The sequence below is a fragment of the Rossellomorea sp. H136 genome, from assembly GCF_056838065.1.
On the sequence record NZ_CM166371.1, the window covers coordinates 2,392,018 to 2,417,819 of the forward strand.

The 25,802-nt window shown below is 39.1% G+C and carries 27 protein-coding genes and 3 pseudogenes; 20 read left to right on the plus strand and 10 right to left on the minus strand.

Annotation, left to right across the window (positions count from 1 at the left end):
- Positions 1–3 precede the first annotated feature (3 nt).
- The 4 genes from ACYH0O_RS11980 to ACYH0O_RS11995 all read left to right on the plus strand — a co-directional run bounded on the left by ACYH0O_RS11980 (position 4) and on the right by ACYH0O_RS11995 (position 4,234).
- Positions 4–795 (plus strand): serine hydrolase, encoded by a 792-nt coding sequence (locus ACYH0O_RS11980; protein ID WP_482632404.1) that lies wholly within the window; start codon positions 4–6, stop codon positions 793–795.
- Positions 796–1,210: 415 nt separating this feature from the next.
- Complete coding sequence (locus ACYH0O_RS11985) at positions 1,211–1,522, plus strand: metal-sensitive transcriptional regulator (RefSeq protein ID WP_482632551.1); 312 nt, start codon at positions 1,211–1,213, stop codon at positions 1,520–1,522.
- Positions 1,523–1,536: 14 nt separating this feature from the next.
- Positions 1,537–1,743, plus strand: a complete 207-nt coding sequence (copZ, locus tag ACYH0O_RS11990; RefSeq protein WP_482632405.1) for a copper chaperone CopZ — start codon at positions 1,537–1,539, stop codon at positions 1,741–1,743.
- Between the two features lie 73 nt (positions 1,744–1,816).
- Positions 1,817–4,234 (plus strand): heavy metal translocating P-type ATPase, encoded by a 2,418-nt coding sequence (locus ACYH0O_RS11995; protein WP_482632406.1) that lies wholly within the window; start codon positions 1,817–1,819, stop codon positions 4,232–4,234.
- 193 nt (positions 4,235–4,427) lie between these two features.
- On the opposite strand, the pseudogene ACYH0O_RS12000 reads toward ACYH0O_RS11995, so the two are convergent.
- Positions 4,428–4,571: pseudogene (locus ACYH0O_RS12000) on the minus strand (cupin domain-containing protein); the annotation flags it as partial.
- Between the two features lie 184 nt (positions 4,572–4,755).
- A complete protein-coding gene (locus ACYH0O_RS12005) occupies positions 4,756–5,091 on the minus strand; it encodes a DUF3889 domain-containing protein (RefSeq protein ID WP_482632552.1) in 336 nt (111 codons plus the stop codon).
- Positions 5,092–5,374: 283 nt separating this feature from the next.
- Between ACYH0O_RS12005 and ACYH0O_RS12010 the strand changes: the two genes are divergently transcribed.
- Positions 5,375–8,452, plus strand: a complete 3,078-nt coding sequence (locus tag ACYH0O_RS12010) for a GNAT family N-acetyltransferase (RefSeq protein WP_482632407.1) — start codon at positions 5,375–5,377, stop codon at positions 8,450–8,452.
- Positions 8,453–8,584: 132 nt separating this feature from the next.
- Here ACYH0O_RS12010 and ACYH0O_RS12015 read toward each other — a convergent pair whose 3' ends face one another.
- From ACYH0O_RS12015 to guaC, 4 genes are all read right to left on the minus strand, one after another.
- On the minus strand, positions 8,585–8,776 hold the full coding sequence (locus tag ACYH0O_RS12015; protein ID WP_482632408.1) for a twin-arginine translocase TatA/TatE family subunit: 192 nt from the start codon (positions 8,774–8,776) through the stop codon (positions 8,585–8,587).
- Between the two features lie 55 nt (positions 8,777–8,831).
- Positions 8,832–9,026 carry a hypothetical protein gene (locus ACYH0O_RS12020; RefSeq protein WP_482632409.1) on the minus strand — a complete coding sequence of 65 codons (195 nt, stop codon included), beginning with the start codon at positions 9,024–9,026 and terminating at the stop codon, positions 8,832–8,834.
- Positions 9,027–9,154: 128 nt separating this feature from the next.
- Complete coding sequence (locus ACYH0O_RS12025; RefSeq protein WP_482632410.1) at positions 9,155–9,487, minus strand: hypothetical protein; 333 nt, start codon at positions 9,485–9,487, stop codon at positions 9,155–9,157.
- A 214-nt stretch (positions 9,488–9,701) separates the two neighbouring features.
- Complete coding sequence (gene guaC / locus ACYH0O_RS12030) at positions 9,702–10,685, minus strand: GMP reductase (protein ID WP_482632411.1); 984 nt, start codon at positions 10,683–10,685, stop codon at positions 9,702–9,704.
- Positions 10,686–10,951: 266 nt separating this feature from the next.
- On the opposite strand from guaC, the gene ACYH0O_RS12035 reads away from it, so the two are divergent.
- Together ACYH0O_RS12035 and ACYH0O_RS12040 are read left to right on the plus strand one after the other, a co-directional pair.
- Positions 10,952–11,503 carry a 2'-5' RNA ligase family protein gene (locus ACYH0O_RS12035; protein ID WP_482632412.1) on the plus strand — a complete coding sequence of 184 codons (552 nt, stop codon included), beginning with the start codon at positions 10,952–10,954 and terminating at the stop codon, positions 11,501–11,503.
- 77 nt (positions 11,504–11,580) lie between these two features.
- The gene (locus ACYH0O_RS12040) at positions 11,581–11,730 is read left to right on the plus strand and encodes a hypothetical protein (protein WP_482632413.1); all 150 of its coding nucleotides are present in this window, start codon (positions 11,581–11,583) and stop codon (positions 11,728–11,730) included.
- A gap of 89 nt (positions 11,731–11,819) precedes the next feature.
- Here ACYH0O_RS12040 and ACYH0O_RS12045 read toward each other — a convergent pair whose 3' ends face one another.
- Together ACYH0O_RS12045 and ACYH0O_RS12050 are read right to left on the minus strand one after the other, a co-directional pair.
- Positions 11,820–13,064 (minus strand): helix-turn-helix domain-containing protein, encoded by a 1,245-nt coding sequence (locus tag ACYH0O_RS12045; RefSeq protein WP_482632414.1) that lies wholly within the window; start codon positions 13,062–13,064, stop codon positions 11,820–11,822.
- Positions 13,065–13,458: 394 nt separating this feature from the next.
- A complete protein-coding gene (locus ACYH0O_RS12050; RefSeq protein WP_482632553.1) occupies positions 13,459–14,418 on the minus strand; it encodes a nucleoside hydrolase in 960 nt (319 codons plus the stop codon).
- Between the two features lie 173 nt (positions 14,419–14,591).
- Here ACYH0O_RS12050 and ACYH0O_RS12055 point away from each other — a divergent pair, with 173 nt between their 5' ends.
- From ACYH0O_RS12055 to ACYH0O_RS12105, 11 genes and pseudogenes are all read left to right on the plus strand, one after another.
- Positions 14,592–14,978 (plus strand): MerR family transcriptional regulator, encoded by a 387-nt coding sequence (locus tag ACYH0O_RS12055; protein WP_149155801.1) that lies wholly within the window; start codon positions 14,592–14,594, stop codon positions 14,976–14,978.
- Complete coding sequence (locus ACYH0O_RS12060; RefSeq protein ID WP_482632415.1) at positions 14,975–16,495, plus strand: class I adenylate-forming enzyme family protein; 1,521 nt, start codon at positions 14,975–14,977, stop codon at positions 16,493–16,495. Before ACYH0O_RS12055 ends, ACYH0O_RS12060 begins: the two co-directional genes overlap by 4 nt.
- Entirely contained in the window at positions 16,492–18,174 is a 1,683-nt protein-coding gene (locus tag ACYH0O_RS12065) for an acyl-CoA dehydrogenase family protein (RefSeq protein ID WP_482632416.1), read from the plus strand. Before ACYH0O_RS12060 ends, ACYH0O_RS12065 begins: the two co-directional genes overlap by 4 nt.
- Before the next feature lie 749 nt (positions 18,175–18,923).
- Positions 18,924–19,793, plus strand: coding sequence for a cation diffusion facilitator family transporter (locus tag ACYH0O_RS12070; protein ID WP_482632417.1), 870 nt, complete (start codon positions 18,924–18,926; stop codon positions 19,791–19,793).
- A gap of 801 nt (positions 19,794–20,594) precedes the next feature.
- Entirely contained in the window at positions 20,595–20,942 is a 348-nt protein-coding gene (locus ACYH0O_RS12075; protein ID WP_482632554.1) for a PH domain-containing protein, read from the plus strand.
- A gap of 52 nt (positions 20,943–20,994) precedes the next feature.
- Complete coding sequence (locus tag ACYH0O_RS12080; RefSeq protein ID WP_482632418.1) at positions 20,995–21,195, plus strand: hypothetical protein; 201 nt, start codon at positions 20,995–20,997, stop codon at positions 21,193–21,195.
- A 60-nt stretch (positions 21,196–21,255) separates the two neighbouring features.
- Positions 21,256–22,030: pseudogene (locus ACYH0O_RS12085) on the plus strand (alpha/beta fold hydrolase).
- Between the two features lie 26 nt (positions 22,031–22,056).
- Positions 22,057–22,269, plus strand: coding sequence for a hypothetical protein (locus tag ACYH0O_RS12090; RefSeq protein ID WP_482632419.1), 213 nt, complete (start codon positions 22,057–22,059; stop codon positions 22,267–22,269).
- Positions 22,270–22,284: 15 nt separating this feature from the next.
- Positions 22,285–22,521: pseudogene (locus ACYH0O_RS12095) on the plus strand (GNAT family N-acetyltransferase); the annotation flags it as partial.
- Positions 22,522–22,720: 199 nt separating this feature from the next.
- The gene (locus ACYH0O_RS12100) at positions 22,721–23,143 is read left to right on the plus strand and encodes a GNAT family N-acetyltransferase (RefSeq protein ID WP_482632420.1); all 423 of its coding nucleotides are present in this window, start codon (positions 22,721–22,723) and stop codon (positions 23,141–23,143) included.
- A 17-nt stretch (positions 23,144–23,160) separates the two neighbouring features.
- Positions 23,161–23,292: a hypothetical protein gene (locus tag ACYH0O_RS12105; RefSeq protein WP_262371695.1), complete on the plus strand. Its 132-nt coding sequence runs from the start codon at positions 23,161–23,163 to the stop codon at positions 23,290–23,292.
- Between the two features lie 43 nt (positions 23,293–23,335).
- Here the strand turns inward: ACYH0O_RS12105 and ACYH0O_RS12110 are convergent, their stop codons facing one another.
- Both ACYH0O_RS12110 and ACYH0O_RS12115 read right to left on the minus strand, forming a co-directional pair.
- Complete coding sequence (locus ACYH0O_RS12110) at positions 23,336–23,725, minus strand: sporulation protein (protein WP_113967807.1); 390 nt, start codon at positions 23,723–23,725, stop codon at positions 23,336–23,338.
- Complete coding sequence (locus ACYH0O_RS12115; RefSeq protein WP_482632421.1) at positions 23,725–23,862, minus strand: FbpB family small basic protein; 138 nt, start codon at positions 23,860–23,862, stop codon at positions 23,725–23,727. Before ACYH0O_RS12115 ends, ACYH0O_RS12110 begins: the two co-directional genes overlap by 1 nt.
- A 604-nt stretch (positions 23,863–24,466) precedes the next feature.
- Here ACYH0O_RS12115 and ACYH0O_RS12120 point away from each other — a divergent pair.
- A complete protein-coding gene (locus tag ACYH0O_RS12120) occupies positions 24,467–24,889 on the plus strand; it encodes a DUF1801 domain-containing protein (RefSeq protein WP_482632422.1) in 423 nt (140 codons plus the stop codon).
- Positions 24,890–25,085: 196 nt separating this feature from the next.
- A complete protein-coding gene (locus ACYH0O_RS12125) occupies positions 25,086–25,721 on the plus strand; it encodes an FMN-dependent NADH-azoreductase (RefSeq protein ID WP_482632423.1) in 636 nt (211 codons plus the stop codon).
- The last annotated feature ends 81 nt before the right edge of the window (positions 25,722–25,802 follow it).

Sequence of the window (25,802 nt, forward strand, 5' to 3'; positions counted from 1 at the left end):
TGGATGAATGGGAAATTATTAGAGGAAAGAATTCTGGACGCTATTGATAAATGTATAGGCAGGGTCAGCGTAGCCATTGACCTGCCATCACACTCCATCCAAATCAATAATGACACTCCTTATTCTGCCGCAAGTTTAATCAAGGTTCCGATCTTACTTGAAGGCTTTCGGCAGGCAGAGCAAGGGAAAATCGATTTAAATGAAATGGTAATGGTCCCTAAAGAGTGTAGAGTTGGAGGGGCAGGAGTGTTGTCAACACTATCCGAAAATATTTCGTTGACGGTAGAAGACCTCCTCACACTCATGATCATTGTGTCGGATAACACCGCGACGAATCTCATTATCGACCGTATAGGGTCCGAAGCAATAAATAACCTTTGTAACTCTTTAGCATTAAAACACACTAATCTTAGTCGGAAATTGATGGATTTTCAAGCAATAGATCAAGGGTATGACAATTTCACCTCTGCATCTGATATCATCAACTGCTTACGTATACTAGACCAGAGCCCACTATTTAGTGAGGAAAGCCGTGAAAAAATGCTATTTATATTGCATCAGCAACAATTTGTCACCAAGCTTCCGACAAGAATGGACAGGGAGAGAGTCTTTATAGCAAACAAAACAGGGGAATTACCTGGGGTTGAACATGATTGTGCAATAGTTCGGTGTGAAGAAAAAACTGCCTACATAGCTGTATTAATTGACGGACTTGAAGAAAACGATTCTGCGCGAGACACAATTGCCAAAATCGGAAAGTTCCTATACGATTATTTAGCTAAACTTAATCAGTAAAAAAACAGCATTTTCCCACGGGATTCTTTACCTTTTTGTTGTCTATTTAAGTAAATTATTTCGTTCTCCCTGTAAAAACGTTCTATCCGCGCTCGCTCTTTGAGATACTCAATTACGCTATACCTGGATGAGGAAGATGAAATCAACAAACATATAGAGATAAGATATAAAATGCGTGGATCCCAATATGGAGACGCGCTTTTTTTGATGTAGGAAGAAAAGACAGCGGTATAAGAGACCCATTTAAGGTGTAACTCTTAGAATAAACCAATAAAAATGTATCAAATCAATTTTCTTTACATACCATATTGGGGTATAGTATATTAAGAGCATGGAGGTGGGGAAGATGACCGATGAAAAGAATGAAAAAAATCCTGAGATTAACCCATCCGTGATTCAAGAAGAAGAGCGTGTAATGGATGATGCTGCATGCTCTTATGAAGGTATTCGGAAAAGCCATCACTCTGATAAAGTTAAGAAAAATCTTGTAACGCGATTAAATCGGATTGAAGGACAAATAAGAGGAATTAAAGGCTTGATTGAGCGCGATACGTATTGTGACGACGTCATTACCCAAATATCCGCCACTCAATCTGCCCTCAACAGCGTAGCCAAAATTCTATTAGAAGGTCATATGAAAACATGTGTTCTTGATCGAATTCAAGAAGGAGACACAGAAGTATTAGATGAAGTCATGGTTACAATCCAAAAACTCATGAAAAAATAAAGGAGAGTTTACAGATGCAAAAAGAATCGTTAACTGTGGAAGGTATGTCTTGTGGACATTGTGTTAAAGCAATTGAAGGCAGTGTGGCTAAATTAGACGGTGTGAAATCGGTGCAAGTAAGTTTGGAAGACAAGAAAGTAGAAGTTGAATTCGATGGTTCACAAGTAAAGCTTGATGACATCAAAGAAACAATCGATGATCAGGGATATGATGTCGTGTAAGAATACTGTGCTTTCTCGGCACGGTTTTCTTTTACTATAAAGTATACCCCATATAGGTATGGAGGGATTGGAAATGGCTCAGCATAAAGAAACCAATATAGATATAACAGGTATGACTTGCGCTGCTTGTGCGAATCGAATTGAAAAAGGTTTAAATAAAATGGAAGGTGTAGAAAAGGCTACGGTCAACTTCGCGATGGAGAAAGCAGCGGTAAAATACAATCCTGAAGTAGTGAAACCAATGGATCTTCAAAAAAGGATTCGAGATCTAGGTTATGACGTTCAACTGAAAAAAACCGAGTTTGATATTACCGGGATGACCTGTGCTGCTTGTTCTGCAAGAATCGAGAAAGTATTAAATAAGCAAGTTGGTATACAACATGCAACGGTTAATTTGGCATTAGAAAAAGCAACCATTGAGTATACCCCTGGGACAATCACGACAGATCAAATCATTAAAAAGGTTGATTCAATTGGCTACGGTGCAACAGTGAAAAATGATAAGAATCAAGAAGAACAAACCGATCATAAACTTCAAGAGATTCAGAAGCATAAACGTAAATTCATATGGTCACTATTATTATCGCTGCCCCTATTGTGGTCAATGGTAAGTCATTTTGAATTTACATCGTTCATCCCCTTACCGGATATATTAATGAACCCTTGGGTGCAAATGTCTTTAGCAACACCTGTACAGTTTATTATCGGGAAACAATTTTACCTTGGGGCTTATAAAGCATTAAAAAACAAGAGTGCCAATATGGATGTTTTGGTCGCACTTGGTACATCGGCAGCTTACTTTTACAGTGTATTTCTTGCCTATCAGTCCATTGGATCGGGAATGCATATGGTTGAGCTATATTTTGAAACAAGTGCCATTTTAATCACACTCATTATTCTCGGGAAATTGTTTGAAGCCAAGGCAAAGGGTCGTTCTTCTGAAGCCATAAAGAAGCTTATGGGTCTTCAAGCTAAAACAGCAACGGTTGAAAGAGATGGAAATGAAGTGGAAATCCCTTTAGAAGACGTTGTAACAGGAGATATCGTCTACATCAAACCAGGTGAAAAAGTTCCTGTAGATGGAGAAGTCATCGAAGGTCGTTCAGCACTCGATGAATCGATGATTACAGGAGAAAGTGTTCCGGTGGATAAATCTATAGGTGATACATTAATCGGTGCCACAATTAATAAGAACGGATTCCTTAAAATGAAAGCTACAAAGGTGGGGAAAGATACCGCCCTGGCACAGATTATCAAAGTGGTGGAGAATGCTCAAGGCTCCAAGGCTCCTATTCAACGATTAGCGGATACAATTTCGGGTTTATTCGTCCCTATCGTTGTAGGAATTGCAGTCCTGACATTTCTTGTCTGGTACATTTGGGTTGAACCAGGTAATTTTGCCGAAGCACTTGAAAAACTGATTGCCGTACTTGTGATTGCCTGTCCATGTGCCCTTGGGTTAGCGACTCCGACTTCGATAATGGCAGGATCGGGACGTGCAGCTGAATTCGGGATTCTCTTTAAAGGTGGAGAATATTTGGAATCGACCCATGGAATTACAACCGTTGTTCTCGACAAAACGGGTACTGTTACAAACGGTGAGCCGGTATTAACAGATGTAAAAGTGGAAGCTGGATTTGATGAAGTGGATTTTCTTGCTTTGGTTGGAGCAGTGGAACGGTCTTCGGAGCATCCACTAGCTGTTTCAATCGTTAAAGGGATTAAAGAAAAAGGAATTACATTATTAGGAAGCGAAGAATTTGATGCTATACCAGGGTATGGTGTAAAAGCAAAAGTTGGGATTAATGAAGTGGTCATCGGTACCACGAAACTTATGGAACATAATGGTATCCAAATCAATCATGTGATAGAAACCAAACAAACTCTTGAGACTGAAGGAAAGACGGTTATGCTCGTTTCTATTAATGGAAACTATGCAGGCCTTGTCGCTGTAGCAGACACTATAAAAGATACTTCTAAACAAGCCATTCTACGGTTAAAAGATATGGGCTTAGAAGTCATCATGATCACTGGTGACAATCAGCGTACCGCTGAAGCAATTGCAAAAGAAGCTCATATCCATCATGTAATTGCGGAAGTATTACCTGAAGGAAAAGCAATGGAAGTTCAAAAACTGCAGAAGGAAGGAAAGAAAGTCGCGATGGTGGGAGATGGAATCAATGATGCCCCTGCACTTGCGATGGCTGATATCGGAATGGCGATCGGTACAGGTACAGACGTAGCCATGGAAGCTGCCGATATCACCCTTATCCGCGGTGACTTGAACAGCATTGCCGATGCTATCTTTATGAGTAAGAAAACCATTCGTAATATTAAACAAAACCTGTTCTGGGCCCTGGCCTATAATTCACTCGGCATCCCCATCGCCGCAATGGGATTCTTAGCACCATGGCTTGCCGGAGCTGCAATGGCATTTAGTTCTGTGTCCGTTGTTTTGAATGCCCTGCGTTTGCAGAGAGTGAAGCTGTGAACTTAAAAGAGATCAAAGGTGACATGACCTTTGATCTTTTTTTACTCATTCGATAAACTTGTCTTCAATTGTTAGGGATTATCCATACCTATTGACCATTATATAAATCAATGGATTTATTATTTATATTGGACGATTTGTTTCCATCATTCCTAGATTAATTCAGCATCTTTATGGGGGACCCAATCCTATTTCGATTTTGATTCGGGGGACCTATGACAACCGAATCCTTCATTGGTGACAAAGCCTCGGCGATATTTTCAGGGTTGATGCCATTGGATAGCCCGAATACCTCCGGGGGGGTTAGGCGCAACGTATCCGAGCCCTCGGCCGTTTTTCTTAATATTAGTATTATCAAATACATAAACTGATTTCCCCTTTTTGGAAATATCCATAAAATTATAAACCTGAAATGTATATATGATACATCGAGGGAATGGGTGAATGCGTATATAAACCAAAAAGGCCTCTTAGATTAGCTTTCTAAGAGGTGAGTTCCTTAATTGACAGAAGACTTTCAATTATCGATCCGTTTCCGTGAATTTGATATCAATCAGCTTTTCAGTATCCGTTTCAAATTGAATGTCCACAAACACACCAAATTCTTTCCCTCCACGTTTTAACCATAGTTTAAATTTCTCTGTCGATACCTTCGATCCGTTTTCCTTCCCGATATGGAGATAGTCAACAATCGCCGCATCTGGATATTTCTCTTTAGTCTTTTTCACTGCCAGACTTCCCCATTTAGCATAAGAGGGAATCTCTTGTTGAGCATGTACGTGTACGGGTTTCAGGTCAACTATCGCCGCGTTGGCAATAAAAATCATGCATAGAACAATTGGGATATGTCGTTTCATTTTCAATACCAAAACCTTCTTTTTATCTTGTAGGTTTGTCTAGTCTGACTGAAATTATTCTGCATTTCCCATTTAACTTACAAATTACATAAGTAAATGAAATCTTTTTTTAAGTTAGAATATTCTTTACTTACTAAACATAAAATCTTAAACTGTGGATGAGGAAGAAAATCTTTCCAACTAAATGAAAGGAGGCGATGACGATGATTAAAATCGTCGATGTAATGCAAAAAATCAATAAGGATGAGGTTATATATATTAAAACCTAGTGTAGGAGGACATTATGAAGACGACATTGGAGCAAGTGAAAATTGTAGAATATCATGAAGGATTAGCAAAAGGAATCGCGAAAATGTGGAATGAAAGCCGTGAAAACTGGGGTGGAGATTCGGTTGTCACTACTGAACAAGACGTGAAAGATAAGGAAGCTAACTCCACAAATCTTCATCTGTTTTTGGCAATTGTGGGGGATGATGTGGCAGGTTACTGCGGATTGTCTGAATACCGCGAGGACGAAGGTGCCCTTTACATTCCTCTTCTAAACGTTCATCCCAAGTATCAGGGCTTAAAGATCGGCAAACAACTCGTATTGAAAGCGTTAGAGAAGACTGTGGAATTAAAATGGCCGAGACTGGATTTATTTACATGGGCGGGTAATACAAAAGCCGTTCCACTTTATAAAAAATGCGGATTCTTCTGGGAGGAACGTGATGACACCGTTCACCTGATGAATTTTATCCCCACGGTGCTTCAAATTGACTGGCTGAAGCCTTTTTTTGAGAAGCATGATTGGTATACAACAAGTCAGCGTTTAATTGAAATCAAACCCGATGGCCTGAAAGATCGAGATCATACTTATTATGAATACAAGTGGGAAGCAGGAAATGAGTTCGTTCGTATTCAATTTGAACGAACGGGACGAGGCATTCGCTTAGTTGAAACGCAGGATTTTTTAGTGGAAATGAGGCTGCCTAACTTTAAGATGCTCGAGAAAAAAGAACACTGTGCGACTTATCATGTAGAGAATCGCAAAGAGAATCCGGTTGAAATCTCCCTAAAAGGAGTATCATCTTCTCATGTAAAGAATGAATTCCATGAGACCGTTTTAGTGGGTAAGAACTGGATTGGAGATTTCCCTGTCAGTGTCTCTATGCCAGCTAGTCAACCAAGTCCTTGGAAAAAGCACCCGACTGTTGGGGTGACAGTTGAGGTGGATGGTCAATCAATCCCATTAGCACTAGGGGTCTTCCCTAAACAAGCGGGAAAGCTTCATTTAAGATCGGTAAAAAAGAATTGGAAATCACATTGTAAAGGAATGCTCTATCTTGATTTGGAAAGTCAATTAGAAGAAGAAACTACCTGGACGATTAAACTGCCAGTAAATAAGGTAGTAGAGTGGGAAACTTCAGAAGTGATGGTGAAAATGGAAGGGAAAAAGAGAGTTTCGATTCCACTTCCGATCCAGCTATTAAAAAATGGCTTTTTGTCAGAAGAGGTGAATGTAGCTGTTGAACGAAAAAACGGGGAGGCCACTACTTTTTCCACTCGGCTTTCATTGGCTCTACCGGGTTTTGGGGCAAAATTTGGTGGCGAGACAGAAGAGAATTGGATAGGGTTTAACGGTCCGCACTACGTAGAGATTGAAAAACGAAACCATATCGTCAAAGTAGGCTCTATGAATGCAACCCAAGATCCGATAACTTTCTTCACTCCGAAATTTGGAAAACCCTATAGTGAAGAATTTTCTAAAAAAGAAGCTACTACTGTAGAATATATTGAGCTTCCTGAAGCTTTCGTGATGAAAACAACACTAAAGTCGGATGCATTTTCCTCCATGCTCCTCAACACCTATTTTAAGATTTACGGTGATGGCTTAGTGGAAATCACACATGAAGTGGTTAATGCTGGAGAAGAAGACAGGAAGCATCTTTCCCTGATTCAGCCTGTTCTTATTAACTACGAAGGAATGGCTATCCCACAAAGGGACGGAGTCTTAATTGGGAATGAGTCACTGGTTCCTTTTATGGAGTATATTAATGATAAAGATATGGCTGAACGATGGATTTTCACAAATTCTTCAATTGGAGATACTATCGGCCTTGCTTGGCCAGAGGAAGCACTTGGAAGAAAAGATGATTGGCGAATGGCTCTTGAATATGAAATCGACCTGATACAATCCCAGGAAAAAACGTGCTTAGGTCCAATCCAGGTCGGGATCAATGCATCCAACCACTGGTCTAAGTGGCGGGAGTTGGTGTTGGGTGATGGAGGGGACATGAAAGAGCTGCCCCTGTATACTTTAGATAAAACAGGTGGAGATATTATTTCTACTGTTGGTGAAAGGGAAGATTATTCATTCCAATCCATGCTTACTCCTTATATTCATGGTCAATTAACCGTTCATTCAGAAAATGAATCTTTCGCGAAAAAAGTGGATAAAGCTGAGTCAGTTACCCGTTTGAATCTTGAAATTGAGCATTCATCACCAGGTGTAAAATGGATAGAGGGGCAATTCGAATCCAAAAGTCACTTCGGAAAAGTAGAAGTTATGCAACTTGTTAAGGGGAAGAGGGAAGTAAAGGTTGAGAGGAACGAAGATGTTTGGTCTGTAGATAATGGCGTCATTTCGTTTAAAGCGTCATCTGCTTATTATCCTGGTATCTATTCCTTATCGATTGACGGTAAGGAAACGTTGGATCATCAATATCCAAACCCGGGTCCACGGGCGTGGTGGAATCCGTGGGGGGGAGGTATCAGATACTCTTTCCAAGCCGTTAGTTCCTATTCAATGTTGAAAGAGAATACTGCAATCGGATCTGTAACAAAGTGGGAGCAACACGGCCATCAGTGGGAAGGGCTTTGTTTAACAACAGAATTTAAGGAGCATGAAAAGATGAAGGGAATTGTTCTTCGTCAATATGCTTTAACACTTCCAGAAGTGCCGGTCCTGGCTGTATACGCGGAGATTCAGCAGGATTCAGGAAGAACGTATACGAAAGAGTTGATGGATTTAGAGGCTTTTTTCAAGGCTGGAGAAACATTAACATCCAGTTTCGTTAAACTACCTACACAAGGTATGGTCCATAAATACTATGCAGGCGTAGAGGAATTCGTACTGAGAGATACACCATTTATTACGGTTGGATCGGATGATCACCCAGAATCTGTGACATTTGTTCACCCTAGCACCAGAAAACGGTCAGAAGCTTATTTGAACCAAGATGTGCTTCTAGTCGCCTCAACAAACGAGTGGTCTGCAGCCACAGGAGAAACCATCGTAACAGAACCAACAATCCTATTCTACGGTGAAACTCAGTCTGCACAAGCAATCAAACCACTACAAAACCTTCGATTCACCTAAAGAACTCCACGAACCTACCCCTGCGTAGGTTCGTGTTTTTAAATAGGGAGGGACGGACCTCCAAATGATCCGATTTTCCAGGTTATCAGATTTTCAGTCTGTTGGAGGTCCGTCCCTAACAGTTAAGCAGTACTATTGATCTTTATTCATATTCTTTTCACCATTATGGTCTGTATCCTCATCCTCCATCAATCCACTGACTGCCTGTTTAAATTCTCTCAAAGAAACACCTGCAGCTTTTCCGAGCTCTGGAAGTTTGCTTGGTCCAAAGAATAGTAGTGCTACGAACAAGATAATCGCTATTTCACCGAAACCCAGATTCATTTTTATTTCCTCGCTTTATTTTTGAAGTAGTTTCAGTACGAAACTTTGCCTTAACTTACTTTAAGTCGAATATTTCAACAATTTCTTGCCACTTAATCATCATATCCCAAGAGAATCGAGGTACGGATGAGATGATGCTATTTCCACTCATTTCTCCAGATATCAGTATCGTTCCAACAAAGCTAAATAGGAATAGAGAACAGAAGACATAACAAGCAATAGATTCCTTACGATATTCATAATTTCTCATATGAATGCACCTCAGTTTAATTTAATTTTCAAGGACCAATGTTTATTTTAAATAGGCATTGCAAAAAAACTCTTAACTGCAAAGAGAAAAAAGGGTTTACGATCACATGTATTTTAGAATGTAAGGACTCAGAGGTAATTTGAATGGGACATGACTACTTCAAGAAAGCCCAATGAGTCTGGAAAAATCTCAGTGCTAAATAGACATCCAGCTAAAGGGATTAATTTAAAGTGTAATGTCGGAAGAATGGAAGTTTTATTTGAAGTCATACCATCTTGTTTCTGAACCAGTGAAGGGACCGCGTCGATAATCATTTCTGCATCGGTTAAAAACACATGGTCAGAAATAGTAGCCACATCATCAAAACTTAAGAAAATTAGGCTTTGATTCTGTTGTTGAACAGGAACTGTCCCGAATAACATGCTCAATACCATCAATAACAACAATCTCACCACAGTCACTTCACCTCCCAAGATAATATTAAAACTAATTATAGCTTAATTTCCCCCGGTGTCTATAACTTCTTAAATGAAGGTAAGAGGAAGGTAAGAGGGACGGACCTCCGATTGGCAAAATCTTCGATAATTCGGATAGTATATAGGTATAGAGGTCCGTCCCTAATAAAAAAAAGAGCCGGATACGAATGTACCCAGCTCAAGTCATTATGATAAGAGATTAATATACTTTGTCGCCATTAAAAATTGAATTTTTCACTACTACATAATCTACTGTTCGGATTGCTTCAAGCTTCGTACCACCAGCATAGGAGATAGAGGATTGAAGGTCTTGCTCCATTTCGATCAACGTATGTTCCAGTGACCCTTTATGTTCAACAAACATTTTTTTACCTTCTACATTTTTCTTTTCGCCTTTTTGGAACTCTGAAGCTGATCCAAAGTATTCTTTGAAGAGCTTACCGTCTTTTTCAATTGTATCTCCTGGAGACTCTTCATGTCCTGCGAATAGGGAACCGATCATCACCATGGACGCACCGAAACGAATGGATTTTGCTATATCACCGTGGGTACGGATACCACCATCAGCGATGATTGGTTTTGTAGCGGCTTTTGCACACCAGCGTAGAGCAGCCAGCTGCCAGCCGCCTGTACCAAATCCGGTTTTGATTTTCGTAATACATACTTTCCCTGGTCCGATTCCCACTTTTGTAGCATCAGCACCAGCATGTTCCAATTCTCTTACAGCTTCTGGAGTACCAACGTTCCCGGCAATCACAAAGCTCTCAGGTACGTGTTTTTTAATGTGTTGAATCATGCTGATTACCGCATTGGAATGACCATGTGCAATATCGATGGTGATAAACTCCGGTGTCAGCTTTTCTTCCGCTAACTGCTCTACAAAAGCATACTCTTCATCCTTAACACCTACAGAAATAGAAGAAATCAGCCCGCGAGACTTCATATCTTTAATAAAAGAAATTCTTTTTTCAGGCTCGAAGCGATGCATGATATAGAAATAATTATTTTCAGCTAAATATACAGCGATTTGTTCATCTATAATAGTTTGCATATTGGCAGGAACAACCGGCAGTTTGAACGTATGTCCACCCAGTGTCACACTTGTATCACATTCAGAGCGGCTATTAACCACACATTTTGCAGGAATAAGTTGAATATCTTCGTAATCAAATACATTTTCCATTATTACACCCCTAAACACGAATATTAAAGTTTGGTTATTTTATAAATGTTCGTCCATAAGGTAATTTACATCATTTTCTTATCAATGTCAAAGATTTTTATCATTTTAAAGGAAAAGGTTTTAGATTTTGGCACAAAGTCTTGATCCAACAGGTGTTAAAGCGTTTGCAAATAAGAGTTTATGAACCATTGAAAGAGAGACTATGTTACAGTATAAGGAAGAAGAGCTTATGAACAATCCGTATAATTAGGAAAGGTGGTTAAGCTATGTACTGGGTAATCGCTCTTTTCGATGAAAAGACTGAAGAGTTGATACAAGACATATGGAAGGAACTTACCGTAAAAAATATTTCTTATTATGAGGAAGAAATCAACGATGCCCGTCCCCATATTACGATAGGGAGTTATAAAGAATTAGATAAACAAAAATACATAAAAGCATTAGAGGAGTATTATGAACATAAAAAAACGATCGATATCACCTTCAACACTATAGGTTCATTTCTAAACTTCGGAACTCTATTTTTCTCCCCGACCATCACAAGAGAACTACTAAACTTTCATTCGGATCATCATGATTTTTTTCGCGAATTCAGTGAAACAGCTAATCCACTCTATCTTCCTGACAAATGGATCCCACACTGCACTTTAGCCAATAAGCTCTCGCCGGAAAAATTATCTCAGGGCTTTAAGCATTGTTTAGAAAGAGGAGACTTAATTAAAGCGAAGATAACCGGGATTGCTTTAATTGAATTAGTCGATGATTCAAAGATTTGCATAGACGCTCCGATCGTTTATTCAAAATCATTATTGGAGTAAAACACAACTTCTGCAGAGGCGATTTTTGGTTGATTATTGTATCCTAGCGAAGAACGACTCTTCTAGGGGGTATACCAATGATGGAACTAATCAATATTATTTTATTCCTTTTATTCATCGCATGTAGCATGGAGATTTTCGCAATGGGAAAACAACAAAAACAAATGAATGCAACCATCCAGGAGCTGAGAGACGATATTAAGAAATTAGTGAATCACGAAAGGTAGTAGAAAGTGCAGAGTGGCTTTTTTAAACTAACATGAAAATTAGCACTAAAAACGCAATGGAGACCTCTCCATTGCGTTTTGTTATGAGGTTATACAAATTGATTATTTTTTCGGAATTTCTCCATCAGACCTCTGGCATACACGTTCGCTTTCCCCACATCTCCTTTTTCCATATAATAATCAAACAGCAAAACGCCGTAATGCTCCATTGGGAGAACGTAGCCCTTTTCCTGAAAATGAGGATAGGCTTTATCTTCCAAATATTCAAAATACCCTTTTTTGTCTTCATTGACATTCAATTTGTGTAACGTAAAGAAGTGATAGAACGTTTTGTTTTCAGTTTTTTGGGATAGTGTCAAGCCTTCTTCTATAATTTGAAGTAACTCATCTTTCGAGGTACGTCCCTCTTTGGTAAGGGCATTTATGTATCCTTCAAGTGAACCGAGGTAGTTTGGGTCCTGTGGTTGACGGGTGTTGACGGACTTTTTGTAGAGTTCGCTTGCTGACTTGAATTCTCCACTTCTGAGTTGGTGATAGGCGTAGTTATGGTGAAGAAGTGCTCGTTGGTGCTCCAGTTCGTAGGCTTCAGCCATGTCTATTAATCGTTGGTATTCTTTGCTTTCCACATTGGAATCATCGGATTGTTCAAGTTGGAGCAGCATCAGCATCTCTGACTCGATCATCTGGGAGAAACTGCGCTTCTCTACAAAGAATTGCAATGCTTTATTCGCATAAAAGTAGGCTAATACATTTGAATGAATGGAATGGTAGGCAACGGCTAAATCATAAAAATATTCCCGGTTAGAATAGTCGTCCAGGCTAATCTTCTTAAGTACTGAAATGGCTTTGAAGTAATCGTGGTTTACCCTCATGTGATAAATTCCTTTTATGTGCAGCAACATATTATGCTCATATGGACTAAGTCCTGACCACATCTCCATTTCTTTAATGAGACGTTTCGCAAGTTGATTTTCTCCGGAAAATAAATGATATCTAGAAAGAATCAAGGTATACGTTCGATAAAAATCCTGGAGCTGCAATAAATGAAACCCTTCCAGTCTTTTCTTTATAGAATCTGCCTTGTTCTGCAGCTTCTTAATGATTGATTCATGCCATTCTTTTAGAAGGGAATCGATACTCTTATAATTCTCTAATTCCTTCTCCATTTGGATTCCTAATCGATCACTTAATAATTGGATTGTTTCTTTTGAGACCTCAGTAAGTCCTCGTTCTATTTTACTGATATGGGTAGTGGAACAAATACCTTCTCCCAAGTCCTTTTGTTTAATCTCTTGATGTTCTCTATAGAACTTGATAATTTTACCTTCCAGCATGATCTCATCCCCTTTTGCAATCGTACCAATTCATCCAATATTATCATAACCCCAATTAAAAATTGTCCATTTAGTAGTTTTTATAATAATTACCGTCGAAAAATAGATCTTTGTAAATTGATAATGTGAGCTTAATTAGTCGTAAAGACCTAATCAAAAACCCCGATAGCTACCTAACTGAAAGAATACTAGAATAAAGTTGCAATACTATTAAGAATACTTGTTGTAAAAGAAAAGAAAGAGGGAGTAATTATGAATCCAGACTCCAATCGTGAGACGTTCGGCAGTGATCTCCCGTAAATTGGTAGGAGGGACGAAATGAAGAAGTTTTCATATGCACTGCCTGAAATAAGCACTTGATAAAATGAGAAGGAATGGCCTCTTTATGAAGAGATCATTCCTTTTTTCTATCAAATGATTCCCCGGTCATCACATTCATAAATCGTTCGAAAAACATCCCATACTCGAAAGAAAAGGCAATCCGATGCATTTTTGTTTTTTCTTCAAACTGAATGTACGGTCTGATATCAGCAATGCTTTGTCCGCGGTGGATGCCAGTGCTCGAAGTCACCACATGAACGGGTAAATTTCGAAACGTGAACATATCTTCATTGACGGCTGTCATCAAGGTGAGTGCATCATGTACTGGGCTTCCTTTAATTAATGGGTTTCGCTCCTTGTAATACCCATAGTAATAGTCTAAGAGAGGCTTAACAAGCTTAGATCGGCCCTTATACTCGATGTAATCAACCATTTCAGGTGTTACAATGGCATGGTCAGTTACATTTAGAGGGATGATGGTAAGGTTACTCGCGTATGTCAATACAATCTTAACTGCAATCGGATCAGAATGAAAGTTTGCTTCAGATACCGCCGTTACATTTCCCGGTACCCAGAATGCCCCACCCATAATATAAATCTTTTTTACTTTGTTCATAAGAGTCTGGTATAAGATGAACATATTCGCAAGGGACGTCAGCCTTCCAACATTTACAATGATCAGTTCATCCCCATACTTCTCAATCAATCTAATAATCTCAAAGAAATTTTCAATAATACCTTCATACAGACTAGGCTTAATTGGTCCAAGTCCATATTCTCCGTGTATTTCAGGATAGAATTTAGGCTCTTCAGCTGTCATCGGAACCTCCGCTCCTCCAATAATTGGAATCTGATCTCTTAGGTTCAACAGTTTCATAAGGTAGTGAGCACTTGTCACAGCACGGGATCTTGGGACATTTCCATAATCGGCTACGACTCCGACCAGTTCAATCTCTTCACTTAGGTAAGAATAGATCAAGGCAATCGTATCATCGATTCCAATATCTGCAAATAACAATACCTTCTGCATGATTCACTCACCACCTCTGCAATCTTTATTTCTAGTATATGGAAAACAGTATTCTGATTATGTGTAAAGGGACCCCTACCAAAGAACCAAAAACTTATAAAAAATTAGTTGAACTTTACGTTAACGTTAATGGTAAACTTGAAGTATCAAAATTTTCTAATAAAGAGATGATCACTATGACATACACAATAACTCAGTTGGCAAAGGAATTTAACGTAACGACACGCACGATAAGGTATTATGAGGAGCTAAATTTGTTGCAACCGGCAAGGAGCGAGTCAGGAAGAAGGATCTATTCAAAGAGTGATATCACGAAACTGAAATTGATTTTCAGGGGAAAACGCTTTGGCTTCTCTTTGGATGAAATCAAAGAAATGGTCCTATTATTTAATCAGGATCGAACTGGAAGGAAGCAGTTAGAACGCACGATTGAATATGGAACCAAACGAATCGAGGAGGTGACAACCTTTATTGAAGAGCTCGAAGCCATGAGAACAGAAATGGAAGAACTAAGGGATGAGTTTACCAGAAAATTAAATGAGACAGGGGAGACATCAGATTGAATATTTCACGTTTATTGTCACGAAATGCCCGTAAATATCCAACACATCAAGCCATAGTTACAGAAGGAGATGTGTTAACCTACCAACAACTTAATGAAGCAGTTAATCAATTTGCCTCAAGTTTACATCATCGCGGTATCGGTCTTGGAGATAAAGTGGTGTTATTCATGCCAAACACAAAAGAATTTGTGATTAGTTATTTTGCCGTTCTCCGGCTAGGGGCTATCATTGTCCCTGTCAATGCGAAACTGACACAAGGAGAGCTTCAATACATAACGGATCACAGCGATGCTAAAGCCATTCTCGTTCACGAAGGGTTATGGGAAACCTGTAAAGATTTAAAAACCAATGAACTATTTTGCGTGAAAACAGGAAATGCCCAAGACTCATGGAAGTCCTTTGAAACCTTATTAAAAGAAGGAAGGACAGATGAAATCGATTGTCCATTATCCGAAGATGATGAAGCGACAATCCTTTATACATCCGGCACTACGGGTCAACCCAAAGGCGTCCTGTTCACGTATCGAAACATACTTACTGTATCCATCATGATGTGTGTTGAATTTGAAATGAAGCCAGAGAGCAGAATTCTACACATGATGCCTCTCAGTCATTCTGCACCGCTTCACCTTTTTCTTGTTGCCGGCACCTATGTGGGAAGTACCCACATCCTATCACCAACCTTCACACCAGAAAGCTTACTCAAGCTTGTCGATCAAGAAAGGATTACCCATTTCTTCGGAGCGCCTGTTGCCTACCTATTCACTGCCAAAATGCCAAACATCGACATCCATAACCTCACATCCATGAAATACTGGGTCTACGGCGGAGCACCCGTATCAACCGAAGAAATTAATTATATTAAAGAAAAATTAGGGACGGACCTCCTTCATTGCGTATACGGTTTAACTGAAGCTGGCCCAAGCGGGACTTTATTAACCGCCGATGAACACCATGAAAAAGGGGGAAGCATCGGTAAGAGAGGAGCCTTGGGAACCGACATCATCATTGCCAATGAAGATGGAGCACCGGTAGGGGTCAATGAGGTAGGAGAAATACTCCTTTACGGGGAAGGAAATATGAAAGAATATTACAAAGACCCGGAAAAGACAAAAGAGACTTACATGAACGGTTGGCTGAAAACGGGTGACCTCGCGAGGACGGATGAAGACGGATACATCTGGGTGGTTGACCGGAAGAAGGACATGATTATTTCAGGTGGCGTAAATGTTTATCCTAAAGAAATTGAAGAGCAATTGATCAAGCATCCAGCAATTTCTGAGGTAGCAGTAGTCGGTGTCCCTCATCGAGAGTGGGGGGAGACCGTAAAAGCATATATTGTAAGTTCACTGGATGGAGAAAAACTTGCCCAGGAATGTAAAGCTTATCTAGCTGGAAAATTGGCAAGCTACAAAATTCCTAAACTGTATGAAGGGATCCCTGCACTACCGCGTAATGCAACGGGTAAGATTTTGAAGCAAGTATTGCGCGACGAAATACAGGAGGTAAGATTATGAAAAAAATTGAAAACTTCTATCGAGAAGATCCTCATTTCAACGAACTCATGAAGCAATATCTGGACAAAGATTTTTTCGGCTGGGCTGACCAAGAACTGGACGCATTCGGTGAACTGTGTGCAGGGGAAATTGATGATCGAGCCGTACACACCGACCGTGAAGGGCAGCCAAGACTGATCAAGTACAACCGATTGGGAGAAGAAATTTCTGAAATTTGGGTGAATGAAGGATATAAGAAAACGGTCGAACAAACTTATTACAGGGGGATTGTCGGATATATCCATAAAGACATTCCTGCACTCGGTCACAAAGGGAACTATGTGTATTCCTATGCACAAGGCTATCTCTTATCTCAAACAGAGCCTGGATTTTATTGTCCGGTCACTTTATCCATGGCTACTGCTATGCTTCTTGAAAAGTATGGTTCGGAACAGGTGAAAAATAGGTTTCTGCCCCATGTGCTATCCACAGGAGAAGTGGAATTATATGAGGGAGCTACATTCTTAACTGAACGGCAAGGAGGGTCTGATGTTGGTGCCAATGATACAAAAGCCGTCAAAAATGGTGATACTTATCAGCTTTTTGGTGAAAAATATTTTGCATCCAACTCAGGAATGTGCGGAGTGACCATGGTGCTTGCCCGTATCTATGGTTCTGGAGATGGAACGAAAGGACTCAGTCTGTTTGCGGTTCCTTGGAGGAACAATGATGGTTCACTGAATGGCATTCACATTAGAAGATTGAAAGATAAACTTGGTGTCCGGGCGGTCCCATCAGCAGAAGTGGAATTCGAAGGAGCTGAAGCCTATCTTGTAGGAGAACAGAATCGCGGCATCTACTATATGATGGAGGCATTGAATCTCTCCCGTGTCTGCAATACCGTTGCCTCGATTGGAATCATGAGAAGAGCCTATCTAGAAGCAAGAAATTATGCATTCTATCGTGAAGCATTCGGTCAGCCATTGACCCAATATCCGATGATCAAAGAAACATTGTCTCGTCTTGCAGCCAAGCAGGAGGTAGAAACAAGTGCAGTATTTCATCTCGTCCACCTGTTCGACCGTGTCGTTTCAGACGATACCCTGACGACAGAAGAAGAAACCGTCCTAAACAGATTACTTATTGCGATTTTGAAAAAGGAATCAGCAGAGCAAGCGATTCATTTCTCTCACGAAGCCATTGAAATGCACGGAGGAAATGGCTACATCGAGGATTTTGTTTTGCCTCGCTTACTTAGGGATGCCCAGGTATTGACGGTGTGGGAAGGAACAGCGAATATTTTAGGACTTGAAGTATTAAGATTAATGAATAAGCATCGTGCTCATGAGTACTTTTTGATCAAAATGAAAGAAGAGTTATCCAATTTGCCAGAAGAGCTTCTGTTGTTTAGCACCCCAGTTATAGACGGTATCGCAAAACTAGAACAATTATTGGAAAAAGTAGCAGTGGGGGACGTCAATACGCAAACTTATCATTCAAAACGAATCGCTGAGTTAATGGCCAATATCTTCGAAAGTGTCATCGCACTTAAGGATGCCCATATAATAGGGGGAGATAGGAAGCGAATGGTTGCTGAAGTGTTTATCGAGCATACATGGAAACAAACCGAATGGATTGATGAGGAAATGAAATCAGTACAATATTTCGATGAAATTGTTGGTGTAAGTGTAAAAGTATAAAAGTAATTAGCCCCTAAGCTCAGATGGAGTTTAGGGGCTTATATTATTTTTCGCAACAGCAAGGACAATCACATTCTTTTTTCGTCTTACATGTGCATTGCTTACATGAGCATTCTTTTTTCAACAAGAAAGGGCACCTCCCGTTTTGACTTATTGTATTATTCAATGTAACCAAAACTTTTCTTTCCATACATTCAGCAATAGAGTGTCTGTTCTGATAAATTTTTATTTGGGAAACTAAAATATGAAGGCTGATATTTAAATTTGAAGGTGGATCGAGGTCGATTTGATGGATTATTGAGAAAAATCAGCTCATATTCAACTTAATATCCTATATGGAAGATCGGTCATGCTATTTCAGAAGTATTTGTGCTTGTGTACTTCAGTCCAAGAGTTGGTTATCAGCGAAATTTTGAATTTATCAGCGAAATCGATACATTTATCAGCAAAAAATACTGACTGCCCGTAAATGGAGATCATAAACCGTTTTTGAAGAAGCAGACTTGACAAAACCTAGTTTTTTCAGCTGAAATTGTTGATTAGTAGCGAAAGATTCATAGGAATCAAAATTCCAGGACCAAATAGGATTGCACTCGCAGTCCTTTTTTTTATGAACTCATAAAAGTTTACTCAACAAAACATTTTTAACCTCTTCATAATAAGATAGCTCAACTAAAGAAGGTTGCTATAGACCCACATGAATGCGGATTGATATGATAAACACAATTAAAGTGTGGAGGATTTAACCAGTGGATCAAGAAAAATATAAGCAGTTAAAATTAGGTGAACGCGGAGCTATCATCAGTATCCTTGCATACATCGTATTATCAATAATAAAGTTTATCATTGGCAACACTGCCAATTCAGAAGCATTGCAAGCAGACGGCTTGAACAACGCGACAGACATTGTCGCTTCAGTTGCTGTACTTATTGGACTGAAATATTCCAGAAAGCCTGCAGACCAGGATCATCCCTATGGTCACTGGAAAGCAGAAAGCGTTGCCTCTCTAATTGCCTCATTCATCATGATGATTGTAGGACTTCAAGTACTATATAATGCCATACAGTCTGTATTTGACGGAAAAACCCAATCACCAGATCTTCTTTCAGCATGGACAGGGGTGGGTGCAGCTATCGTCATGTATCTGGTATATCGCTATAACAAAAGACTGGCTGAAAAAATAAACAGTCAATCCCTTATGGCTGCAGCCAAGGATAATCTTTCAGACGCATGGGTGAGTATCGGAACAGTAGTCGGAATTCTTGGAGCCCAATTCTATCTTCCTTGGTTAGACCCTCTGACGGCCGTTCTTGTAGGCATCTTAATTTGTAAAACCGCATGGAATATTTTCCGGGAAGCTTCACACTATTTAACAGACGGATTTGATGAACAGTTGATTCAAACATATGAAGAGACCATTCTAACCATCTCTGGTGTAAAAGGGGTAAAGGATATACGCGGGAGAAACTATGGGAACAACACTGTCGTGGATGTGGTTATTTTAGTAAGGTCAACACTTGATATTAAACAGGCACATGATATTTCAAGCGTTGTAGAGAGAGAATTGATGAAGAAGCATGAAGTCTACGATGTACATGTACATGTGGAGCCGAATTAATGGGTAGTAGGTTTCACATATACTTTTTTATAGGCTGCAATTATAAACTGAATAAATTAGTAATCTTTTAGTTGGATGTCAATTCATATTAATAAAAACACCGATTTGAATTACCCGATGAATTTAGCATCAAAAATACATTCAGTTGATTCTGTCCGGTTAAAAATACGTATTCCAATCAGAAAAAATTTCAATTAATTCGAAAATTAGGTAAAAAACCTTTTGCGTAACATAACCAGGTGATGTTAAATAATCCGTTTATGATAATTCCATGGGCACATTTATTGGGGTATTAAACAGTTTCGTTCGTACTTATCATCATGCCAATCATCTCTGCGTTTAACATCTGCTCGGAAGAATTTTCTCTGTCACAGCATCTCTAGGGGCAATGGCCATGCCGTTCGGAGGAACTATGCTTGGCAGATGAGAGTGTAACGGCTACATCTTGATAAAATACTTTACTAAATATTTCAGCAAGATAGCCGCCGATAAGGCCACGCAAAAGTATTGGATGGTAATGGTAAAATAGAAGAATACTACATTCTATGCTAATTCCCAAAGCATTCAAAAATTTCTGGCATTTTCGTATACACATGGATTTCCTGGATGAACCAATTTGTTCATTCCAAACAAGCAGGTCATCACGCTGAAAGTCAAAAATAGCAAATAAGAGGGGATGAACATATAATGAAATTTCGTTCTAAAATTGATCGATTTTTTATTTCTGTGATTTTTATATCATTGCTTCTTATCTCCATTGTATATTTGATTCCACTTATTTTTATTGGTCGTCCATCCATAATGGACATCATTGTCTTTATAAGCTTATATGCTTTTTCAGCAGTCATCATTATATGGATAGGATTCTTTCAGCAATATGAGTTGTGCGAAGATTACCTATATATTAAAGGAGGTCCATTCAGGAGCCGAATTTTCTATGGTGATCTTACCAGAGTGAGAGCTACCCGGGATATTTCCTCTAGATACAGAATCTTGTCTTCCAGGGATGCCCTTGAAATCTATTACCGAACCGGGTTTTGGGGGAGAGTTAAGATTTCACCTCGGGACAAGGAGCTTTTTCTATCTGAGCTAGATAAACGCTGTTCCCATTTGTTCATTCAAAGTTCACCCCAAATCAATTCTAAATAATCTGAAACCTTGTTTGATTTATAAACGTATACAATATCAAGAGGTGATGATCATGACAGGAATATTATTCATTATACTAATCCCAATCGTCTTCACATTGATTGCTTTAAATCTTTCCCATCCATCAAAAAGAGGCGGCAGAAGTGGGGATGGGGGCTATTATGGTCCTTATGATGGCGGCCATGATTCAGCAGGCAGCTGTGACACCGGATTTGGCGGTGGGGATTGTGGGGGTGGTGGAGGAGGCGAATAACTCGCTTCCTTTTGTTTTTTGCTCGTGTCGATATTCGTAATACATAGAAGATGAACACCGTTGAAGCGTTATTATATTCAGCACCGAAATTTGGACATTCATATTACAGAATGGGGAGACCCTTCTGATGCTGTAATATTTTGCCTGCATGGACTTGGTAGTACCAGTCTCAGTTTTACTGAAGTGGCTGAGGAATTAAAAGAGGATTACAGGATCATTTCAATTGATGCACCTGGCCATGGTAAAACCCCTCCTTTTGAAAATGAAAAAGACTATGAATTGGATAAGATGGCTGATTGGATAAATGAAGTAGTTGTTCTTCTTGAAATAAATTCTTTTTACTTCTTATCTCATCGATAGCATATTAATTGATGGGGGCTATCAGGGAAAGCGACATTCGAACCAAAGCGTAGAAGAGGAAGTTGATTTCTATAACAAAGACTTTGAACAGGTTTGGGAATCATGGGAAGACTTCCTGGCCCTCGTCAAAAGTGAAACATTAAACTGGAACACCTTAAAGATGGAGGCTGCGAAGGACCTTTGTCTCTATAAAGATAACCGATATTATTGGCATGCACGTGGTAGTACAGCCGGTCACATCATACGGGCCATGCACAAGGATGAAGCAGAGGATATTTATCACAAGCTGGACTGTTCCATTCTATTGTTAAAAGCAACCCTTCCCCAAAGCATGGAGGAAAACCGTAATAAGACTGCGGCCATTTTCAAGGAGCAAACTAGGGGGGAAGTAAAGTCGATTCGCGAAACCACTCATCTACTGCATTGGGATCGTCCTGAGACTGTAGTGAGGGAAATCAGGAACCGATGGAAATAGGAAACACACGAGGAGGTACTCATTCTATGATTCTATTACAAGCAATGAAAGATCATGAATATACTCTTTGGTTTCAAGAATCTATTAAAGAGTACGCAGAGGAAAAGACGAAAGCCGGTAACTTCCAAATGGAATCTTCATTAGAGCAGGCCGAAAACGAATTTAATCAATTACTTCCGGATGGACTGGAGTCAAAGGATCATTATTTATTTACTTTAATTGATGGTGAAAACCAGTAAGGCGTAGGGGCTTTATGGATTAATGTACAGGAGGACGGTAAAGAAGCATTCATTTATGATATTAAGATTCATGGAAGCAAAAGAGGGATGGGGTATGGAAAAGAAGCATTAAAGTCCCTGGACTCATTTGCGAGGGAAAAAGATATATCAAAAATATCGCTGCATATATTGGGTCATAACAAAGTGGCTCTTTCCTTGTATCAGAATACAGGGTTCGAAGTGACCAATGTCTTGATGTCAAAGACTATTTAAGTTTGAACAAAGGACACCCAGGTGTCTTTTTCTATGTGAAAGAGGCCATGCAACTTGACTGCATCAAGTGAAATATACAGTTATGATGACAGTTATTTTTTAATAGGAAAGGCAGGAATACTAATCTTTGGAATGGTTGTACTAATCCTGATCATCGTATTCCTTTCCATATTTTTAAAGAAAAGAAAGTAGGAGCCTTATGGGAATCGTAGGATATGCACAAATGGACGATTTGGAATCTCTTATACAAATAGATTGTCAAGTGATTGGAAACAAAAGCAGGTATGAACAAATCCAGGAGGCAATATTAGAAAAGAGATGTTTGGTCGTTAAAGAGGGAGAGACTATTGCCGGGTTTCTTATATTTAACAACCACTTTTTCGGAAACACTTTCGTCTCTCTCATCATTGTTTCACCAGAGGAAAGAAGGAAGGGCAATGCCTCTATACTATTGAAACATGTTGAAGAAATTTCGCCGTCAGAAAAAATTTTCTCGTCCACTAATCGATCAAACGAGCAAATGCATAAAACATTTCAAGGAAACGGCTATTCTCAAAGTGGAAAGATCGAAAACCTGGACCCGGGGGACCCGGAGATTGTTTACTATAAACAAAGAAGATAGGAAAGGGGGGGCATTAAGTGGTTATCATTTTAGCCATTTTTCTATTAATCTTTTCATTTGATTTCACCAAATTCAGAAAGCAAAATCAAACCATGATTGAGCAAAATGAGAGAATTATTAAGCTTCTCGAGGAAATCAAGAATAAATAATACATATGGAAGAAGGCTCCCTCAAAAGGAGCCTTCTTCAGTTTCAATCGATTGTAATGTAATCCTCATCCAGGCTTTCTACGCCTTGATCGAACGTCAGCTTCGTTTTAAAGAGGTAGCGAACCCCGTTTTCTTCAGAGTATGGCAGAGATTTAGGAATCCGGTAGGTGAAGGATAATTTGTTTCGTTCTTCAGCCTTTATGCTATCAGATTTTAAAACTGTAGTTGAATCAATGATTTTTTCTTCCTTGCCATTATTATCAAGCATCACGAGGTCACATTCCACCCGCCTAAGCTTTTGTTCGATAATGCCTCCCTCTAAAAAAAAGTATCCTTGTAAAAGTTCTCCTTGCTTGAACGAGTTTTTAGGTAAAACAAGATCAATCTTCGCAGAGCCAATACCAAAGAGGGACATATATTTACGTAAAATCATTAGACATCCTCCTTTTTTGCTGAAGAATATTTATTATCTATTTTTTCTTCGATTATGTTCATCTTATTTTTATCGTTTAATATTTCATTTTTGTTTTGTTCTATTAGTTGAGAGAGGTTCGTTTTTAATTTTTTCATTGCTGATAACTTCCTTTCAAAATGAAGTGATATAGAAAAAGACCTTTACCGGAATCGGTAAAGGTCTTTTCAGACATATATAAACCTTCACCAACTGGTAAAGGTCTCGCTAACAACATGGTTGTCAATAAAGCCGAGAGTGATACACTCTGTAATGACGACTTTATTGTTACAGCTACTCCCCTTTAGGAGAATATTAAATTATGAGACTATCATAATCGATGGGGGGAGCGTTGTCAATGAATTTGGATGTCGGGGGTGAAGTAGCGAGATTCGAAATCAGCCTATAATTTTTTTCTCGGATCGCCCATCCTAATAATGAAAAAAGAATTATAACAATTAGTTGAATCCCAATCAGAATTAACATGCACGTTCCTCTACTCAGTTTATAGATAGTATAATTACAATTTTATATTGATATGGTTTCAATTATTTGGTGTTTATCTAACAGGTAAATGAAACAATACCCAATAAATTACTTTTCGATTAACCAATCTCCCGTGCATGATAAATTCTTAACATAACTTAGGATGCAGGAATCGAGCTGGAAATTAGAGAACTATGTGGGTAGAATAAAATGTGAGAATAAGAAAGGGGCAGTCGAATGTACGAATTGAAAACAAAACAAAATGACAGCAGTGTGATTGAATTTATCGAAGCAGTGGAGAACGCAAAAAAACGCGAGGATGCCTATAAACTGCTGGATATTTTCACAGAGACAACGGGGTTTGAAGCGAGAATGTGGGGACCAAGCATTATCGGATTCGGTTCTTATCATTACAAATATAAAACAGGACATGAAGGGGATGCTCCGTTAGTCGGTTTTTCACCGAGGAAAGCGAAAATAAGTCTATATTTTGCCCCAGGGGATCCAGAGAAGGATGAGCTATTGAAGGCATTCGGTAAGCACACAACTGGAAAAGCATGTGTGTACATAAACAAAGTAGCAGATATCGACCAAGACGTTTTGAGAAAATTGATTAATCAATCTGTGAGCTTTCTTCAAAAAACATATCCTAATCCTTAATTAGGATAATCAGGAGGAATTAGTCTAATTACCATGACTAATTCCTTATTTTTTTTACAATGAAGCTTTTTATTTGATATTAAAGAAGATATCCTATAATATTAATCTCGAATTAAAACTATTTCAGTTCGAGGTAATCAAGTTAATTTCATTGAACTGGATGCTGAAATTCACAATCAGAAAGGGACGATTCAACATGACAAAGGTTTTATACATTACAGCACATCCGCATGATGATACACAATCCTATAGCATGGCAGTAGGAAAAGCATTTATTGACACATATAAAGAGGCAAATCCAACTCACGAAGTTGTGAATGTAGACTTATACAAAGAAAACATTCCACAAATTGACGCTGACGTATTCAGTGGCTGGGGAAAATTACAATCCGGGCAAGGATTTGAAGAGCTTTCACAAGAAGAACAAACAAAAGTTGGCCGACTTGGTGAATTATCAGATCAATTTGTTGAAGCTGATAAATATATCTTTGTTACTCCATTCTGGAACTTCTCCTTCCCTCCAGTAATGAAGGCATATATTGATTCTGTGTCCGTTGCAGGGAAGGCATTTAAATATACAGAACAGGGACCTGTTGGGCTTTTAACTGACAAAAAAGCTCTTCATATTCAAGCTCGCGGAGGTATTTACTCTGAAGGACCAGCTGCAGCAATGGAAATGGGTCACCGCTATCTTGACGTGATGATGCAATTCTACGGAGTTCCTTCATTCGAAGGCTTATTCGTTGAAGGTCATGCAGCAATGCCCGACAAAGCTGAAGAAATCAAAGCAAATGCGATTGCAAGAGCTAAGGATTTAGCACAAACTTTCTAATAGTATGAAATAGTCAACCTCGGTTGGCTCTTTTTTTTATTTTCCGTAAAAAAATGAAACTATTTTCTCTATAAATTTGTA

Excerpts from the sequence above, each read along its gene's own strand:
- ACYH0O_RS11995 (WP_482632406.1), top strand. The coding sequence starts at position 1,817 with ATGGCTCAGCATAAAGAAACCAATATAGATATAACAGGTATGACTTGC.
- ACYH0O_RS12090 (WP_482632419.1), top strand. The coding sequence starts at position 22,057 with ATGATTCTATTACAAGCAATGAAAGATCATGAATATACTCTTTGGTTT.
- ACYH0O_RS12065 (WP_482632416.1), top strand. The coding sequence starts at position 16,492 with ATGAAAAAAATTGAAAACTTCTATCGAGAAGATCCTCATTTCAACGAA.
- ACYH0O_RS12110 (WP_113967807.1), bottom strand. The coding sequence starts at position 23,725 with ATGATTTTACGTAAATATATGTCCCTCTTTGGTATTGGCTCTGCGAAG.
- ACYH0O_RS12015 (WP_482632408.1), bottom strand. The coding sequence starts at position 8,776 with ATGAATCTGGGTTTCGGTGAAATAGCGATTATCTTGTTCGTAGCACTA.
- guaC (WP_482632411.1), bottom strand. The coding sequence starts at position 10,685 with ATGGAAAATGTATTTGATTACGAAGATATTCAACTTATTCCTGCAAAA.
- ACYH0O_RS12125 (WP_482632423.1), top strand. The coding sequence starts at position 25,086 with ATGACAAAGGTTTTATACATTACAGCACATCCGCATGATGATACACAA.
- ACYH0O_RS12055 (WP_149155801.1), top strand. The coding sequence starts at position 14,592 with ATGACATACACAATAACTCAGTTGGCAAAGGAATTTAACGTAACGACA.
- ACYH0O_RS12020 (WP_482632409.1), bottom strand. The coding sequence starts at position 9,026 with ATGAGAAATTATGAATATCGTAAGGAATCTATTGCTTGTTATGTCTTC.
- ACYH0O_RS11980 (WP_482632404.1), top strand. The coding sequence starts at position 4 with ATGAATGGGAAATTATTAGAGGAAAGAATTCTGGACGCTATTGATAAA.
- ACYH0O_RS12045 (WP_482632414.1), bottom strand. The coding sequence starts at position 13,064 with ATGCTGGAAGGTAAAATTATCAAGTTCTATAGAGAACATCAAGAGATT.
- ACYH0O_RS12005 (WP_482632552.1), bottom strand. The coding sequence starts at position 5,091 with ATGAAACGACATATCCCAATTGTTCTATGCATGATTTTTATTGCCAAC.
- ACYH0O_RS11985 (WP_482632551.1), top strand. The coding sequence starts at position 1,211 with ATGGATGATGCTGCATGCTCTTATGAAGGTATTCGGAAAAGCCATCAC.
- ACYH0O_RS12100 (WP_482632420.1), top strand. The coding sequence starts at position 22,721 with ATGGGAATCGTAGGATATGCACAAATGGACGATTTGGAATCTCTTATA.
- copZ (WP_482632405.1), top strand. The coding sequence starts at position 1,537 with ATGCAAAAAGAATCGTTAACTGTGGAAGGTATGTCTTGTGGACATTGT.
- ACYH0O_RS12035 (WP_482632412.1), top strand. The coding sequence starts at position 10,952 with ATGTACTGGGTAATCGCTCTTTTCGATGAAAAGACTGAAGAGTTGATA.
- ACYH0O_RS12080 (WP_482632418.1), top strand. The coding sequence starts at position 20,995 with ATGACAGGAATATTATTCATTATACTAATCCCAATCGTCTTCACATTG.
- ACYH0O_RS12115 (WP_482632421.1), bottom strand. The coding sequence starts at position 23,862 with ATGAAAAAATTAAAAACGAACCTCTCTCAACTAATAGAACAAAACAAA.
- ACYH0O_RS12010 (WP_482632407.1), top strand. The coding sequence starts at position 5,375 with ATGAAGACGACATTGGAGCAAGTGAAAATTGTAGAATATCATGAAGGA.
- ACYH0O_RS12040 (WP_482632413.1), top strand. The coding sequence starts at position 11,581 with ATGATGGAACTAATCAATATTATTTTATTCCTTTTATTCATCGCATGT.
- ACYH0O_RS12075 (WP_482632554.1), top strand. The coding sequence starts at position 20,595 with ATGGACATCATTGTCTTTATAAGCTTATATGCTTTTTCAGCAGTCATC.
- ACYH0O_RS12120 (WP_482632422.1), top strand. The coding sequence starts at position 24,467 with ATGTACGAATTGAAAACAAAACAAAATGACAGCAGTGTGATTGAATTT.